12 protein-coding genes are annotated in these 15,996 nt (G+C 44.5%); 6 read left to right on the top strand and 6 right to left on the bottom strand.

Annotation, left to right across the window (positions count from 1 at the left end):
• The first annotated feature begins 101 nt into the window (after positions 1-101).
• The 5 genes from V7L01_RS33690 (at position 102) to V7L01_RS33670 (ending at position 4,920) form a co-directional block, all read left to right on the top strand.
• The gene (locus tag V7L01_RS33690) at positions 102-803 is read left to right on the top strand and encodes a class I SAM-dependent methyltransferase (protein ID WP_335042654.1); all 702 of its coding nucleotides are present in this window, start codon (positions 102-104) and stop codon (positions 801-803) included.
• A gap of 355 nt (positions 804-1,158) precedes the next feature.
• The gene (locus tag V7L01_RS33685; protein WP_335042653.1) at positions 1,159-1,968 is read left to right on the top strand and encodes an SDR family oxidoreductase; all 810 of its coding nucleotides are present in this window, start codon (positions 1,159-1,161) and stop codon (positions 1,966-1,968) included.
• A gap of 331 nt (positions 1,969-2,299) precedes the next feature.
• The gene (locus V7L01_RS33680) at positions 2,300-3,703 is read left to right on the top strand and encodes a glycoside hydrolase 100 family protein (RefSeq protein ID WP_335042652.1); all 1,404 of its coding nucleotides are present in this window, start codon (positions 2,300-2,302) and stop codon (positions 3,701-3,703) included.
• 337 nt (positions 3,704-4,040) lie between these two features.
• On the top strand, positions 4,041-4,343 hold the full coding sequence (locus V7L01_RS33675; protein ID WP_335042651.1) for a hypothetical protein: 303 nt from the start codon (positions 4,041-4,043) through the stop codon (positions 4,341-4,343).
• A gap of 103 nt (positions 4,344-4,446) precedes the next feature.
• A complete protein-coding gene (locus V7L01_RS33670) occupies positions 4,447-4,920 on the top strand; it encodes a hypothetical protein (protein ID WP_335042649.1) in 474 nt (157 codons plus the stop codon).
• Positions 4,921-4,976: 56 nt separating this feature from the next.
• Here V7L01_RS33670 and V7L01_RS33665 read toward each other — a convergent pair whose 3' ends face one another.
• From V7L01_RS33665 to fxsT, 3 genes are all read right to left on the bottom strand, one after another.
• Complete coding sequence (locus tag V7L01_RS33665) at positions 4,977-5,153, bottom strand: hypothetical protein (RefSeq protein ID WP_442937065.1); 177 nt, start codon at positions 5,151-5,153, stop codon at positions 4,977-4,979.
• Positions 5,154-5,330: 177 nt separating this feature from the next.
• Positions 5,331-8,324, bottom strand: a complete 2,994-nt coding sequence (locus tag V7L01_RS33660; protein WP_335042648.1) for a UPF0182 family protein — start codon at positions 8,322-8,324, stop codon at positions 5,331-5,333.
• A 275-nt stretch (positions 8,325-8,599) separates the two neighbouring features.
• The gene (fxsT, locus tag V7L01_RS33655; RefSeq protein ID WP_335042647.1) at positions 8,600-11,113 is read right to left on the bottom strand and encodes an FxSxx-COOH system tetratricopeptide repeat protein; all 2,514 of its coding nucleotides are present in this window, start codon (positions 11,111-11,113) and stop codon (positions 8,600-8,602) included.
• A 134-nt stretch (positions 11,114-11,247) separates the two neighbouring features.
• Between fxsT and V7L01_RS33650 the strand changes: the two genes are divergently transcribed.
• Positions 11,248-11,508 (top strand): hypothetical protein, encoded by a 261-nt coding sequence (locus V7L01_RS33650; protein ID WP_335042645.1) that lies wholly within the window; start codon positions 11,248-11,250, stop codon positions 11,506-11,508.
• 641 nt (positions 11,509-12,149) lie between these two features.
• On the opposite strand, the gene V7L01_RS33645 is transcribed toward V7L01_RS33650, so the two are convergent.
• The 3 genes from V7L01_RS33645 to nfi all read right to left on the bottom strand — a co-directional run bounded on the left by V7L01_RS33645 (position 12,150) and on the right by nfi (position 15,827).
• Positions 12,150-14,108 carry an FHA domain-containing protein gene (locus tag V7L01_RS33645; protein ID WP_335042643.1) on the bottom strand — a complete coding sequence of 653 codons (1,959 nt, stop codon included), beginning with the start codon at positions 14,106-14,108 and terminating at the stop codon, positions 12,150-12,152.
• Positions 14,109-14,379: 271 nt separating this feature from the next.
• Complete coding sequence (locus tag V7L01_RS33640; RefSeq protein ID WP_335042641.1) at positions 14,380-14,931, bottom strand: FHA domain-containing protein; 552 nt, start codon at positions 14,929-14,931, stop codon at positions 14,380-14,382.
• Positions 14,932-15,161: 230 nt separating this feature from the next.
• A complete protein-coding gene (gene nfi / locus V7L01_RS33635; RefSeq protein WP_335042640.1) occupies positions 15,162-15,827 on the bottom strand; it encodes a deoxyribonuclease V in 666 nt (221 codons plus the stop codon).
• Positions 15,828-15,996 lie beyond the last annotated feature (169 nt).

Raw genomic sequence — 15,996 nt, 5'->3', positions numbered from 1 at the left:
TTGTGCAACCCAAACCTCACGCTATAAACAATTCAAAATTCCATGACTATCAGTTGTTTTACTAACTACTAACCACAAGTTACTGAATCAAGGAGAAATTCATGAACCTCAAAAAAATTCTGTTTTTACTGGTTACAGGGGTTAGTATTACCAGCTTGGGATTTGCTGGGTGTACGCCACAACAGCCAGACTTAGAAGCCGGGACGCAACCTTCTACTTTGACAGGTCAGACCGAAACCGAAACACCCGCTGCGACAACTCCCAGAACTCAAGCACAAGCCGAAACCCCTGCTGCAACAACTCCCACAACTCAACCACAAGAACGTCCTGGCGATGTTCCCTATGTGCCTACACCACAGCCAGTGGTAGATGCAATGTTGAATGTGGCAAAAGTGGGTAAAAATGATGTGCTTTACGACCTTGGCAGTGGTGATGGGAGAATTGTGAATACTGCGGCGCAAAAATATGGTACGCGCGGCGTTGGCATAGATATTAGCCCCGAACGCATCAAAGAAGCTAATGAGAATGCTAAGAAGGCAGGAGTAAGCGATCGCGTGCGGTTTGTGCAGCAAGACTTGTTCAACACTGATTTTAGTAAAGCAACAGTAGTTACACTTTACTTGCTGCCTGAAATCAACCTCAAACTCCGTCCCAAGCTATTGAGTGAATTAAAACCTGGGACTCGCATTGTCTCCCACGCCTTCGATATGGGCGATTGGAAACCAGATCGGACGCTGAATGTAGAGGGCAAAACTATTTACTATTGGGTAGTTCCTGAAAAGGTGCCAGCGAATTTGCGCTAGAGACTAGTACCATTTTCAACAATGTTTGGAACCAATAAATCGGTTGTAGGGGCATACAGGTGTATGCCTCTACACATTTAAGCTAATCGTCATTCATTTTTCCAGAATAATTCGCTTGTAGTAAGGGCTTCAGCCCTGCTTTTATGCAACTTAAATGCCGAGATTAGCTTATCTGTAGCAGGGATTTCGTCAAACAGGATCGGGAATTCAAAATCATGAAAGACCGATTTTATAATTTTGAATTATCTCCATTGGGGGTTGACAATACTAGATTTAGATGCACAAAAGAAAAATCTAAAATTCAAAATAGTTTAACTGAGTGCAAATTCAAGCCAGGGCAGCTTAGGAAGGAAATATGATAGGGTTAAAAGGGAAGAATGCTTTAATTACAGGTGCAACTTCAGGTATTGGTCAGGCGATCGCAATCAGACTCGCCGAAGAAGGGTGTAACATCGCCATCAATTACCGCAAAGACCCAGATGCTGCGGCAGACACGGAAGAGATGGCATTGCAAAAAGCCTGCGGAAATATCGAAAATTGTGGTGTGAAGTCGCTGCTGGTTCAGGGAGATGTCTCCCATGAATCAGACATTGTTGAGATGGTTAACACCGTAGTCAAGGAATTTGGCAGTTTAGATATTCTAGTTAACAATGCTGGCATTCAAACAGAAAGTCCATCCCACGAAGTTACCACAGCAGACTTTGACCGGGTAATTGCAGTCAATCTCCGGGGTGCTTATCTTTGCGCCCGTGAAACTATTAAACACCTCCTGTCTATTAATCGTCCGGGGGTGATTATTAATATTTCCAGCGTTCACGAAATTATTCCGCGACCGATGTATATCAGTTATTCCATTAGCAAAGGCGGTATGGAAAACCTGACTAAATCCTTAGCATTGGAATATGCCAGCCGACGTATTCGTGTCAACGCCATTGCCCCCGGAGCAACAATCACGCCAATAAATCAAGCCTGGATTGATGACCCCGAAAAAAAGGCGATCGTGGAAAGTCACATCCCAATGGGGCGTGCTGGCACCTGTGAGGAGATGGCAGCCGCAGTAGCTTTTTTAGCTTCGGATGAAGCCGCCTACATCACCGGACAAACCCTATTTGTAGATGGTGGATTGACTCTGTATGCTGACTTCCGGGAATCCTGGTCAGCTTGAAAAAGAGGCAAGGGAGCAGGGTGCAGGGAGCAAGGGGGATAGAGCAGAGAGGGGATTCAACACTTCGACCCAACTTTTAGAGAGGCTGCGCCCTAAGCGTAGCCATGCCGCAGGCTTTACGGCAGAGCTACGTTGACCACCCCGCCTGTTTCGTTAGCTTCCCGTAGGGTACGAGAACCGCGCTTGGTTGTTCTAAAGGACTCAGACCCATGTTGTGATCTGCCCCCTGCCCCCTGCCCCCTGCCCCCTGCCCCCTGCCCCTCCCTTGATGTAGGGCTTGCGTACTTTCCACAATTGAGCCGATACATACCATTAGTGGAATTAAACGCCCATGACTAGCGCGATCGATAAGAACAGTCTGCTGGAAGCAGAAGCCTGGGAATTGTTGGAAGAGTCGATAATTTATTACCAAGGAAGACCCATTGGGACTGTAGCCGCCCACGATCCGGAGTCAGATGCACTCAATTATGACCAGTGCTTCCTCCGCGATTTTGTCCCTTCTGCTTTGGTGTTTCTCATGCACGGCAAAGCAGAGATTGTGCGTAACTTCTTAGTAGAAACACTGAAATTACAAAGTCATGAAAAGCAGATAGACTGCTTTGAACCGGGAGCGGGATTAATGCCTGCAAGTTTCAAAGTCCATTCTAAAGGGAATGAGGAATTTTTGGTCGCTGATTTTGGTGAACTGGCGATCGCTCGCGTTCCCCCAATTGATTCTTGTATGTGGTGGATTCTCTTGCTACGCGCTTATGAAAAAACTACAGGCGATTTATCCCTAGCGCGTCAGCCAGATTTTCAAGCCGGAATCAAGTTAATTTTGGATCTTTGCTTGGTACATCGCTTTTCCATGTACCCAACAATGTTAGTTCCCGATGGCGCGTTTATGATTGACCGTCGCATGGGAGTCTACGAACATCCTCTAGAAATTCAAGTATTATTCTATGCATCTCTCAGGGCTGCTAATGAATTGCTTTTACCAGATGGGGATGGCGATAGCTACATTGGCAAAGTCAATAGGCGATTGGGATCTTTGAAATATCATATCCGCAACTATTACTGGCTAGACCTGAAGCGATTGGGGGAAATCTATCGTTACAAGGATAACGAATTTGGTAAAGAAATTGTTAATAAATTCAACATCAACTCAGAATCAATCCCCACTTGGTTGACCGAGTGGTTGCCCGAAACTGGAGGATATTTAGCGGGAAATCTGGGGCCGGGACGGATAGATTTTCGCTTTTTTGCTTTGGGAAATCTGATGGCAATTTTAGCTTCCTTAGCAAGCGAAAAAGAATCTCAAAGCATTATGAATTTATTTGCCCAACGTTGGCAAGACTTGATCGGCTATATGCCTGTTAAAATCTGCTTTCCAGCAATGGAAGGTTTAGAGTGGAGAATTGTTACAGGATGTGATTCTAAGAACAGGGCTTGGTCTTATCACAACGGCGGTAACTGGCCTGTTTTACTGTGGTTATTTACCGCAGCAGCCCTGAAAGCAGGTCGAACAGAACTTGCCCAAGCAGCTGTAGCCATTGCCGAAAGGCGCTTATTTAAGGATAAATTCCCAGAATACTACGATGGCAACAATGGCCGTTTGATTGGCAAAGAAGCTAGAATTTATCAAACCTGGAGCATTGCCGGATTGTTAGCAGCCAAAAAGTTGCTGGAAAATCCAGAGCACTTGGAATTAATCAGCTTTGCAGAGGGTCTTGAAGTACCGGGATGTAGCTTGTAGGTACTTATTGCCCTGTAAGGCTTTAAAGAGAATATGATTTAGTAGTGTAATTATCAGGGTGCCTTTACTAATTAGCTACACTGACAGAGTATAATAAGCGATGCCTCATGGCAAGCCGCTGTTGTGCTAAGTAAAATCACGATCTACAGGTTACGGCGATCGCATACCCTCTTTTCTAAGAGAGCCTGCGTCAATCAGTTATTACCCTGTGTCTGAATCCCCTTCTCAAATACCCGATAACTGATACACTATATTGTAAGAGGTATCTGAAATATCATACTTAGTAATATCACCAGATAGTCTTTGCATAATTAACACGTTTTAACGTGTGTAAACCATGAAAACTACTTCAGATTTAATTCCAGAATTTGAAAAACTATTCAGACAAAAATTACAACTAAATAATTGTAAACTCAGAAAGAAAAGACAAGAGAATAATTATGAAATTATTACTCCAGCTAAAGACATTTTTTTGATGTATTGGTCTGAATTCCCAGAAGTTAACTTAATATATCAGGCTGTAGGGGTACGCACTCAGCAGACTAGTGTTTATGAACGAGCTATCCGCTCCCACATTAGTTCTTGTGTGAGCAGTATCCAGGAGAATCCTACTTCTGAATCACCATTATTGGTGAAATAACAAATACTCAAATAACACAGATAATTTTTACTAAACTCTCGGCAGTTTTATCTTATAACTGCCGAGAGTTTATCGCCGAAAATATGTCGATCGAGAGATAAAAATGCAATCCGAAAAAAATCAAGATCGAGATCAACTAGATTATAAAACCTTGTTAGCTAATGCAAAGCAAGCCTTAAAACTTGAATACCATAAATCAGCCGCTTTAGCATCCCAACTGCAAGCCACAAAAACTCAGTTAGAGCAAGTTTTGGCTGAAAATAAAACTCTGAGGGAGAGTGCTTATGAAGATGTAATTAAGCACTTTGAAGCCCGTACTCAAGCAGCAGAAGCACTAGCACTAAAAACAGAAGTGCGCCAAAGATTCCTTGAAGCTAATGGTTGCAAGGACGATCCGAGCTTCGATACTCTATGGGATAGCATTAAAAATAAGATTCAGATCCAAGAGGGTGAAGTGAGAATCGTTGCTCAAAATGGCACTCCTAAGTTCACCTTAACAGGCAGCATGATGACTTTGAGGGATTTTATTCAATCCCTCAAACAAGACCCAATTTATGGAAAATTTTTCTACAACTAAAGAGCCAATTAATGAAAGCTTCTTGCTAGAAGTGGACTAAAGATTGTAGTAGAAAGCTATTCATCTTCGTCTCCTGGCGGTCGTTCGCTCTCGCTTTGTTGGGCGTTCCACTCTAAAACAATGCGTTCCAACATCTCAGGTTGCGTACAGTTATTAACATCTGCGTACATTTGAATCAACTGCCTCACTTTAGGACTAATGTGGCGAATCTCTAGTTGGTTACTTTGCACCATGTTGATTAACTTTTAGTGTCTATTACATTATGTTGAATCATTAAACTATGTCTGTTGTAATAAATTTTGTTAATGGCGATGTTTGACGACAAGTTAGGAGTTCCACATTCTCCGGTTTTGCGCTGCGCGTCTACGCTCACTGTCGCCTGGTATGTAATTATTTAGTCTTAAAATTACCTAACCTGGCGGGGCTGCTTCCTCTACTGGACGAATAATCGCAGGGGCTGGTGTAACATCTGGTTTAAAAATTGCCTGCAATGCTTGTTCCAAGGTTTGTGCCATGACAATCCGGTTTTCGTAAGCCACAACTACCCGCACCAAAGTTGGCAGACTATTCTGTGTGGCTTCTAGATAGATTGGCTCAACGTACAGCAGCGATTGCTCAATGGGAATTACTAGGAGATTACCTTGAATGGCTCTCGATCCCTGGCGATTCCACAGGGAAATTTGCTGAGAAATTACTGGGTCTTGGTTGATCCGCGCCTCGATTTGCTCTGGGCCGTAAACCAGGCGTTCCTTGGGAAAGACATATAGCACCAGCTTACCGTAGTTCTTGCCATCCGATCGCGCCGCTAACCAAGCGATTAAATTAGTCCGTTGTTTGGGAGTATAGGGTAGAAGTAGAATAAATTCTTCAAAGGTTACAGTGGGTAGACTAGTAATCAAATAGTACGGCTCTACTGGACGGGGTTCACTGCCATAGATTTCATTGGGGATTTGCCACTGGTCTTCCCGATTGTAAAATACCTGGGGATCGGTCATGTGGTAGGTCATCAACCGCTCAGATTGAATTTTAAAAAAGTCCACCGGATACCGCGTATGACTGCGGAGATTAACTGGCATTGTACTGAGTGGTTTGAACATGTTGGGAAATATCGCTGACCAAGTGGCAATGAGCGGATCGTTTGGATCGGCAATATAAAAGTTAACAGTACCGTGATAGGCATCAATCACTACTTTGATAGAATTGCGAATGTAGTTGATCCCATCGCTACCAGTATCTGAGTAAGGATAGCGATCGCTCGTCGTGTAACCATCAATAATCCAGTAAAGATAACTGGGATTGCTTGGGAAATCTTGATTAGCAGCAGCAGCTACTAAATAGGGGTCGCTGTCAAATTTCAAAAAAGGTGCGATCGCTTGAATTCTTTGCTTGACATTTCGCCGCAGTAGCACTTTTGTCTCTGGCAAAAAGTCCCGCGTTAGCACCATCTGCCAATCCTTCAAATACATCGCAAATAGCCAGCGACGCCATGCCGAACCAATTTCAACGCCACCCACACCATCGTAAGAGTTGTAAACATTGTCGCTACCACTGGGGTAGTCTAACTCTCTAACTCTTGTGCCAGTCATCACATAAGTATTAGTGATTTCACCGTAATAAATTCGGGGTTGCCCAATGGGAATACTGTCACGAATGGCTTCATTAGAAGTTGTGAGGGCGCTACTATCACCGCTAATATCTTTGACAAAATATTCTGGCAGCCCACCCGGCCCAACTGTATTAACTGGGCTAACAGTAAACCCAAAACCGTGGGTATAAATAAGGCGACGGTTAACCCATGTTTGAGCTTCCTCTGGTACAGCACTGTAGTCTAATTCTCGTGCGGCAATCAGTACCTGCCGCCGTTCTGTTGATTCAACTGGTTTTGGTGGCTGGGGCGCAGATGGTTGGCGGGAAGTTACATCTGTTTTCAGAGTGTAGCGGTCAATATCGGCATCAAGGAACCGATAGTAGGGGCGAATTTGTTGCAGTTGACGGTTAGTTTCTAACAGTGGCCGCTCATCCCACAGGCGAATATTCCGAATTGTCAAGGCATTCTTTTGAATATCAGCTTCAGTCAGTGTTCCTTGTGGATTGAAAGTTCTGGCATCGATCGCCTCTAAATCAAATGCTTGGCGAGTCAAGGCGATAGTCCGCTGAATGTAGGGTTGCTCTCGTTGCAACTCATTAGGTTGGACAATTAAATATTGCACCACAGTTGGGAGAACAATGTCAGCAGCTGCAACTAGTACTAGATAAACCCCTAACCCGTAAAATACCAAGGGACGATACCGAGATTTGGGTTTCCAGAAAAACGTTCGCCAAAGTAGGTAACAGGCGATCGCTACTGCCAGAATGCACAACAGGGTGTAAGCTGGCAACTGGGCTGTCACATCGGTATAGCTGGCACCATAACTTACTCCACGGGTAGAATACACCAGTTCATAGCGACTCAGCCAATAACTTAGAACTACTACCAGCATCAACAAGCCACCCATACCGAATAAATGACGCTGCTGCTGGGGCGAAAAACCGGGGAAAATTCCCTGACTCAAACTGTCCCCTGACAGGAGATAAGTGAGACTAACGGCGACGAAGCCATACAAACATAATCCCATCAGCCAGAGTTCTAGCAGTTCCCAAACGGGTAAGGAAAATACATAAAAGCTGATATTTCGACCAAATAAAGGCTCAGTGCTGTTGAAAAGCGTCGGGTGGAAATATTGCAGCACCTTTGGCCAGTGTCGGAATATGATGAACGCAAAAATGGGACTGAGCAAAACTGCGATCGCAGTTAGTAAAACTTGGTGATAAATTAAGATTGCGATCGCTACTCCCACAATTAAACCGAGATACCAGACTTGAGAGACAATCTGCTTCAAGAGTTGCCAGATTGTCTGAGGTCGGAATAAAGCGGGGATGGGTAGACTAGCGTTATGAACTGGAGAATGCCAGTAGAAAAGAGCAATTTGACCATAGTGAGCCAGCATCAACCCGATTAACAAGCTCAGTACCAGAGTTATGGGTAATAACCAGCGCAATTTTAATGGTTGAAAGCGTTGCGGCGCAATTATCCGGGTTTCGTTACCTCTTGGATAATTAGGACTGAGAAAATTTGTTAATTCACTCCCCAGTTGTGCTTCTTCACGCCTGACTTCTTCAATCTTCAAAGACTGGGGATATTTTAGCCGTTGTGCTAGAGCCAGGTTTAGCAGTAGATAGGCAGCAGTTATCCCAGCCACGACTACCCACAAAACACCACGAGTTAGCACCCTCAACAGAAATACTTGGAGGTAGCCGACTTCCTGAAACCAAAAAATCTCTGCTCCCAGGCGGGAACCCAGATCCAGCAGTAGCCACAGCCCCAAGAATACAATTAATAGTCTAAAGTTCCATTTCCAGAACATTCCGTGGCAGCCAAACTATCTGCAAAGCCAACCTTACTGCATTAAGGAAAGTATTTGATACTTTTCCCAAAATTATTACTACTTTCCACAATAGCTGAATTCAGCAACGCCTCAAAGTTTATAGCCGAAACTTAGATTTAATTGTACTTTGAGCTAACTAAACCCAGGCTACGCTTACGCACCATTCAAGACAAAATCAATTATTGGTTGCAGTTCGGTAAAGATTTTTACAAATGAAGGGTTATGGGGTGATTTTGGGAGAAAGGGTGCGATCGTTAGCGATATGCTTCTCTTAAAAAACTGGCATAGTTTCTCCGCACCGTGATTGTATCGGGATGACCTACACCTAAAGTCTGCTCAAAAATTGCCAAAGCTTGCTGATAAAGGGGTTCAGCTTCGCTGTAGCGTCCTATAGATTCATAGAGTCCTGCAAGATTGTTCAGGTTAGTGGCGACATGAGGATGGTTGTCTCCCAGTAAGCATTTTATCAATTCCAAAGCTTGCTGAAAGAAGGGTTCAGCTTCGCTGTAGCGTCCTATAGATTTATAGAGTCCTGCAAGATTGTTCAAGCTAATGGCGACATGGGGATGGTTGTCTCCCAACCGTTTTGTCAGTTCCAAAGCTTGCTGATACAGGGGTTCGGCTTCGCTGTAGCGTCCTGTATATTGGTAGAGTAATGCAAGATTGTTTAGGCTATTGGCGACATCGGGATGGTTGTCTCCCAGTAAGCGTTTTATCAGTTCCAAAGCTTGCTGATAAAGGAGTTCGGCTTCGCTGTAGCGTCCTGTATATCGGTAGAGTTCTGCGAGATTGTTCAGGCTACTGGCGACAGCGGGATGGTTGTCTCCCAGTAAGCATTTTCTCAGTTCTAAAGCTTGCAGATGCAGGGGTTCGGCTTCGCTGTAGCGTCCTGTAGATTCGTAGAGTTCTGCGAGATTGTTCCAGCTAGTGGCAACATCGGGATGATTGTTTCCCAGTAAACGTTTTATCAGTTCCAAAGTTTGCTGAAACAAGGGTTCAGCTTCGCTGTAGCGTCCTGTAGATTCGTAGAGTGCTGCAAGATTGTTCAGGCTACTGGCGACATCGTGATGGTTGTCTCCCAGTAAGCGTTTTCTCAGTTCCAAAGCTTGCAGATGCAGGGGTTCGGCTTCACTGTAGCGTCCTGTAGAACGGTAGAGTTCTGCAAGATTGTTCAAGCTAGCGGCGACATCGGGATGTTCTAAACCAAGACGATTTTCAGCTACCTCTACACATAGTTTGTACCAAGGTTCTGCTTGCTGATAAAGTACTTGACTGTGATAAAAATAGCCTAAGCCTGTGAAAGGCCAAATTAAATCCTCGTCACTGAAATATTGGGATAAGTGGGTTGCAACTTCTGCAATATGAGAAATAAAGGGAGTAAGGATGAGAATCCCTTCAGGGTTAAGCTCTCGAGGAATTTGCTTTGCTAACTCTACCATCTGCGCTACAAAAGCACTTTTCACCTTATCCGCCTCACTTGACTCATCCAACTTCATTTGGAAAAATTGCCGAATTAGTGGATGTAGACGATATATTCCTTTACTTTGCCATTGTATTAAATGCAGTTTCCGCAAGTCAGCTATAGCTTTCTCGTTGAGTTCTTGTTCTTCGTCATCTTTTATCCCCTCAACAGAAAAAGGAATATCAGCTAAGGCATACAAACTCAGCCAACAGCCTAAGCGTTGTGCATTTTCATCCAACTGTTCCCAACTCAATGCAAAAGCTTCAGCAACACCATATTCATAACGCATCAATGGGTTAGTCTTGACTATTGCTTCGTGTTCCAATCGCTTTTTCTTTAGCCGCTTCAGCAGTTTTTCCAGAGACAAATCTGGCATTGTATCAAGATATCGCCCCACTAACTCTAACGCCAAAGGCAAATATCCCAAGAATTTACAAATTTTTCTCGCAACCCAAGGTTCGCTTTTCAGTCGTTCTCTGTCAACCAACGATTTTAATAATTTCATCGCCGCCAATGGTTTGAGAACACCCAAAGGTAATTGCGACAAAGTTCTATCAAACCCCAGGCGCGTTGTCAGCAATACTTTAAACCGAGGTGATTCTGGGGGTAGATAACGCTGAACCTGTTTTTTGTAGTCGGTGACATCATCAAACACCAGCAGTACTTCACCTTGTTGCCAATTTTGCCAGCAGTATCTCAGCCTATCTGGTAATTCCCAATCGTCCGGTGCAATGAGTTTAAATTTCAATTCCGCAAATCTGAGAATCTGAATTCCGACATCTATTCCCTGTGCAGATAACCAGCAAACCCCACCTTGATATTTCTGCAAATGCTGTCTGGCGTATTGGGTAGCGAGTTCTGTTTTGCCAACTCCACCCATACCCGCCACAGCTACAATGGCAACTTGCCGAGATGTTTGTAATTGCTGGTGCAGGTTTTGTAGTTCCGCCTCACGTCCCACAAATTTTTCAAATGGAACAGCAGGAGGAATATTTTGATGAATCTCTTTAATTGTGGGGTGGGCATCTTGCCCGCCATTATATTTCGCTGTGAGGCAAGCCCGTAACTTTTCTAGTTTTCCCCGGCTTTCAGAATTGGCTAACTCAGGATAACTCTGGGCGAACTTGTCATAAACATCAGTCATCCGCTTTTTTAACGCAGCCGCACTGATGTTCAACTCGCTGGCAAGTTTTGCCTCACTCTTTCCTGAGTTTTCAGTCTTCAACCGCTCTACAAAAGCTACCGTTTGCTCTGAGGATAAGCCATAAATAGCAGCTTCGTTGGCTAGAAAATCAGCCCATTGCATAGACAGCTTATGAGATTTATTCTCGATTCTACTTAATTTCTACCTTCTCTCTACTTTGTCTCTATTTCTAGGGAATCTCCTCTTCTTCTGGCAGAAATACCATTTGCATAGAAACATTTAGAAGAGGTTCAGCCATGAAAACTCCCTTAACAACTCCAGCCAACTCCAATCAAACCACCCAAACTTCGCAATTAATCCCCGCCTCGCCAACATCGGTAGAGAATCCATCTACCTGGATGCGAGATGGATACAGCCCGACTGAAATTATTCTGGCGGCGGCAATTTTAACTTCATTGTCGATTGGGGGAATTGCCTCTGTGATTGTGGCGATTACGGGTTTAGTTAAAACTTTAGTGCCTTTAATGGTAAACCCGATAAGAGAAAAAAAGAAGTAGTCAACTTAGAGCCAGGGCGAATGGAATTCGCGGCTACACAAACAAAGTCCGCCTGCGCGGACTGAGGAAAAATTGAAGGTTTGAAACCCACCTCTGTGGGTTTTGCCTGTGTAGACGCGGTTTCTAACCGCCAATTTCACTCAGCATATCAGAGAGTAAGAATTCTGCGTAGGCGTAGCCCGTCGTAGACATCGCCACTTGAACCTCTGAACCTCAACGTTGAGCCTTTTAACCTCGACGTTGCACCTTTTAACTTCGACGTTGCACCTTTTATCCTCGACGTTGAGCCTTTTATCCTCGAAGTTGCACCTTTTATCCTCAACGTTGCACCTTTTATCCTCGACGTTGAGCCTTTTATCCTCAACGTTGAGCCTTTTATCCTCGAAGTTGCACCTTTTGTCCTCGAAGTTGCACCTTTTATCCTCGAAGTTGGGATTTGCTACTCAAAACAGCCAGATAAATACTCTATTTCCCCTGCCTACTCGCCTCCCAATACGGTTCGGTTAAGGCAAGAGACGCGATAAATCGTCGTCTCTACAATAATCAATCCTTTGTAGAGACGGCGATTTATCGCGTCTTTGCGATTAGCGGCGTGTCATCAAAAAACCTTATCCGAACCGTATTGTCCCGCCTCCTAAATACTAAGGTGACTGATTTAACACCCACTTCAACCACTGACTAAAGGAACTTATAGTATTTAACCTTTGAACTCCAGGCGCATGGGCAGCGGCGAGTCCATCAACGGCGACTAATGCGGCGTACTGCAAGCCCAAGAAACTATCAACTGCTGCATAAGGGCCACCTAAAGTAATAGCCCCAGCAGCATACATTTGACCTCGATCGCTACGCATTTCTACTAATTCAAAATTGTTCGCTACAGTCAATCGTCCCAAGTGATTCACTGGTAGGTTGTAATGTTTCACCAAATCTGCTATGAGGGGATTGGCATCTACCTTGGCATCCAGCCCAGTAGCATCAATAATAAAGTCAGCTAGCAATTTCATTTCCCCAAAGCTTTGTTCTCGGATACGGGTAATAGTCCGGTTTTGGGCATCTCGTTCCACATCCAGAACCTCACCAAAGGTAATTTGATACCAGCCTTCGCTTAACCCTTGGGCAGTAATTTGCTGCCAGTCTTGGCGGTCGGCGGTGGTAGTTCCACCCCAGTCTGCTAGTAAACCCTTGCGTTCATCGGGCGTGGCTTTTTCTAACATTGCCCGGAGTTCGCCGCCCCAACAGGCTTTAGGCCAGTTAAAGGGTTGAAATTCGTAATGATTTTTGACTAGGCGCGTGGCTTTTTGAAATTTGTTACCTTGAGGTTTAGGCGATCGCATTAAATGCAAAACTGCAATATTCCGATTTCGTTTTCTAGCTTCATAAATCCGCTGCACAATCCGCGAAGCCACAATTCCCCGCCCCCGAATCAATACCGTACCACCTTGTTGCTCTAGTTGTTCATAAACGCGATCGTGAGCTTCATAAGCATTAACTACAGATTTAAAATCTTGATATTTTTCCCTATAAGCTTGCAAATCTGGGAGAAACTGAATTGCTGGATACCCAGTTGCCAAATGTAAATAACGACTAACTAAAAAAGCATAATTTCCTGGGCCGCGAGAATAGGCTACGCAATATCTACCGTCATCGGTTTTGCGAATTCCCCTAACTCGCCCATAGCGATAAATTTGATTCCAGCCAATGCGCTTCGCCTCCCTATCTATGGAATCAAAGACATTACCCGCACGGGGTGTATAAGTTTCGGCAAATGTTGGTTCAGCAAACACTTGCCATAAATACTTGAATGCTGATTTTATCTCACCCTTGCTGAAATCGTGCCAAGCCTCACGCAAGGCATAACTAGGCCAGCCCCAAATATTATCAGGACAAGAGTCAGAATTAGAACGCAGTCTTTCATATAAGGGAATCTGCGAATTCAAACAAAGGCGCTTGTAACGAGCATAAGGTTCCGCTTCTAATCCTAAAGCCATAATTTTTTCAGCACGCACACCACTAATTCGCAGCAAATCAGTCCATAAAAAGCTACCCAGTCCCGCCCCGATCGCTAGATAATCAGATTCATCTACTGGCAATCCGGTAGCATGAAGTGCTTGCACAGCAACTTTTTCCGCCTGAAACGCTAATGGCGGGAAATTACTTGCCAAAGGCGTTGGCGACTGGACTACAGGCAACGTCGGGTCTGGAACATTGGTATTTGCGTTGAAGTGAATCGTTGAAGGGGGGCTGGTAGCTGGTGCGGGTACGTTAACAGCAAATGTCACTGTTATTAAATAAGGGCCAATTTGCAACGTATCACCATTAGCCAGGACACTACGCGTTTGTGATTGACCGTTAACATACACACCGTTAACGCTACCTTGGTCAATCACCACCAGATGGTCTTGTTCCCAGTCAATTAGGGCATGGTAGCGAGAAACTTCGTTACTGTTAAGCAGCATCCGAGAAACGCGCACCCCTCTGAGTTCAGCAGGTAAACGAGCGAATTCTCGACCAAAAGCGATCGGCATATTCAACCTTGGTTCTCGCCGTTCCCCCGTCGCTGGTTCTTCCCAACTCAATTGGATTTGTAAGTCATTAGTCATTGGTCATTAGTCATTGGTCATTGGTCATTGGTCATTGGTCATTGGTCATTGGTCATTAGTCATTAGTCATTGGTCATTAGACCTCTTCCAAAAGTCCCTAACAACCCCACCCCCAACCCCTCCTCGCTTGCGGGGAGGGGAGACAAAGCGTAGCTTTGGCGGGGTGGGGTTCTTATTTTTGATTTATGCAAGAGGTCTATTAGTCATTAGTCAAGAGTTAGAAATTCTTCCCCTGCCTCCCATGCCTCCCCTGCTCCCCCTGCCCTTCTCCTCAACTACCCGGTGCTACTAATACACTCACAGCCGCAGCTAAAGATGTCCCACACCAATGACAGCCAATTTGTAGATTCTCTCCTGGGGAAACTTTATGACATTTGGGGCATTCTAAGCCATAAACTCCTGGCGGTGGTGCGGAAGGTTTTGATGGATGGTGGTGATGTCCGATATGGACTGGTGGATGTGGTGGCAGCAAAATTGTTGCTGGAATGCTACCCGTGGAAACGCTAGTAACATTGAGTTTTATTTGTCCCAAAGAGATACTAGTGCCCTCAGTTAAAGGCATTTCACCTTGGACTAGTTGCCGTCCATCGATAAGGGGGGGATTTTGCGATCGCAAATTCCTGATATAAAAGCGCTGTTGCTGGTGATGAAAAAATATTTCAACGTGTAAACCAGAGACAGTAGGGTGACTCAGAACGATATCGCACCGGAGTGGGTCGCGACCGATGCGGACAGTGCCATGATTGTGACTTGGCTGTTGCTCGTAAATGTTCTGAGTTTTATCTTGGCCTGCATCGTGCCACTGTAAAGTTAGTGCGTTCATTGGTCTAACTTTGTAAATCGTATTTAGCTACTTCAACTTCTTTCTGTGCGATTCCTAACACGATTGAGTAGGAGCAGGCAAGTATTTAGAAAAAACTTCAACAAGCTTTATAAGAGGCAGGGGAAAAGGTACAAACCAAGCCAAATTGTGGGCAAAAGCTCCCTTGCTCCAATTCTTTTGAGGGTTGAGAGCAACACCTGCAAGTGGCGTGGTTTTTCTCCCCTGCTTTTTCACTTCGCCGATGCTAATCTATCAGCAATGCGCGTAGTTTCTGGCAGCCGATATTTTGGCGTGCAGCGTAATACATAGTCAATTGCCGTCGGTAAACTAATTCGATGACCGCTGGAGATGTACAGAGGTTTTACTCCTGTGCGCGTGCGTAGAACGACCCCAATGGTTTCACCGTTATATATCAGTGGTTGTCTGCTACCTTTGGTTTCTGGCAATTCCTCATACTTGCCTATCAACCTGGACTTGGCTACACCAATTGTTGGCATATCTATAAGTAACCCTAAATGGCTAGCGATACCTAATCGGCGGGGATGAGCAATTCCCTGACCATCACACAGGATAATATCTGGTGTTGTTTTAATCTTCTCCAAGGCATCGAGGACAGCTGGAATTTCCCGAAACGAGAGGAATCCAGGAACATAAGGAAAGGTCGTAGGACGGTGTGCTAGGCTTGTTTCGATTACTTGCAAATCAGGAAAACTCAGTACTGCGACAGCTGCACGGCTAATGGTTCCATCAGCTTCAAAACCCATATCTACTCCAGCAACGTACTGGATAGGTTCTTGCAGTCGATCCTCAGTAATTACTCGATCTCGCAGCGTTTCTTGAATAAGTATGGCTTCTTCCAGCGTCGAGGGCCAAGCATGATCTCGATAAAACTTCATATTTGAAATTGGAATTAAACTGATTAATATTAATCCTGCTAATTTGGCAAGCACAAAAACAAAAGTTTTTGATGTTGATACAGAAAAAATATATTTTTTGTAAAAGTCTGTGAAAGACTATCTTTATACTAGACATTTTAGCCCAGATTAACTGATATCTTGCATCATA

Source organism: Nostoc sp. (genome assembly GCF_036917095.1).
Classification (GTDB): Bacteria; Cyanobacteriota; Cyanobacteriia; order Cyanobacteriales; family Nostocaceae; genus Nostoc.
This window is presented reverse-complemented; position numbering and strand designations above follow the sequence as displayed.

Excerpts from the sequence above, each read along its gene's own strand:
- V7L01_RS33690 (WP_335042654.1), top strand. The coding sequence starts at position 102 with ATGAACCTCAAAAAAATTCTGTTTTTACTGGTTACAGGGGTTAGTATT.
- V7L01_RS33685 (WP_335042653.1), top strand. The coding sequence starts at position 1,159 with ATGATAGGGTTAAAAGGGAAGAATGCTTTAATTACAGGTGCAACTTCA.
- V7L01_RS33680 (WP_335042652.1), top strand. The coding sequence starts at position 2,300 with ATGACTAGCGCGATCGATAAGAACAGTCTGCTGGAAGCAGAAGCCTGG.
- V7L01_RS33675 (WP_335042651.1), top strand. The coding sequence starts at position 4,041 with ATGAAAACTACTTCAGATTTAATTCCAGAATTTGAAAAACTATTCAGA.
- V7L01_RS33670 (WP_335042649.1), top strand. The coding sequence starts at position 4,447 with ATGCAATCCGAAAAAAATCAAGATCGAGATCAACTAGATTATAAAACC.
- V7L01_RS33665 (WP_442937065.1), bottom strand. The coding sequence starts at position 5,153 with ATGGTGCAAAGTAACCAACTAGAGATTCGCCACATTAGTCCTAAAGTG.
- V7L01_RS33660 (WP_335042648.1), bottom strand. The coding sequence starts at position 8,324 with ATGTTCTGGAAATGGAACTTTAGACTATTAATTGTATTCTTGGGGCTG.
- fxsT (WP_335042647.1), bottom strand. The coding sequence starts at position 11,113 with ATGCAATGGGCTGATTTTCTAGCCAACGAAGCTGCTATTTATGGCTTA.
- V7L01_RS33650 (WP_335042645.1), top strand. The coding sequence starts at position 11,248 with ATGAAAACTCCCTTAACAACTCCAGCCAACTCCAATCAAACCACCCAA.
- V7L01_RS33645 (WP_335042643.1), bottom strand. The coding sequence starts at position 14,108 with ATGACTAATGACTTACAAATCCAATTGAGTTGGGAAGAACCAGCGACG.
- V7L01_RS33640 (WP_335042641.1), bottom strand. The coding sequence starts at position 14,931 with ATGAACGCACTAACTTTACAGTGGCACGATGCAGGCCAAGATAAAACT.
- nfi (WP_335042640.1), bottom strand. The coding sequence starts at position 15,827 with ATGAAGTTTTATCGAGATCATGCTTGGCCCTCGACGCTGGAAGAAGCC.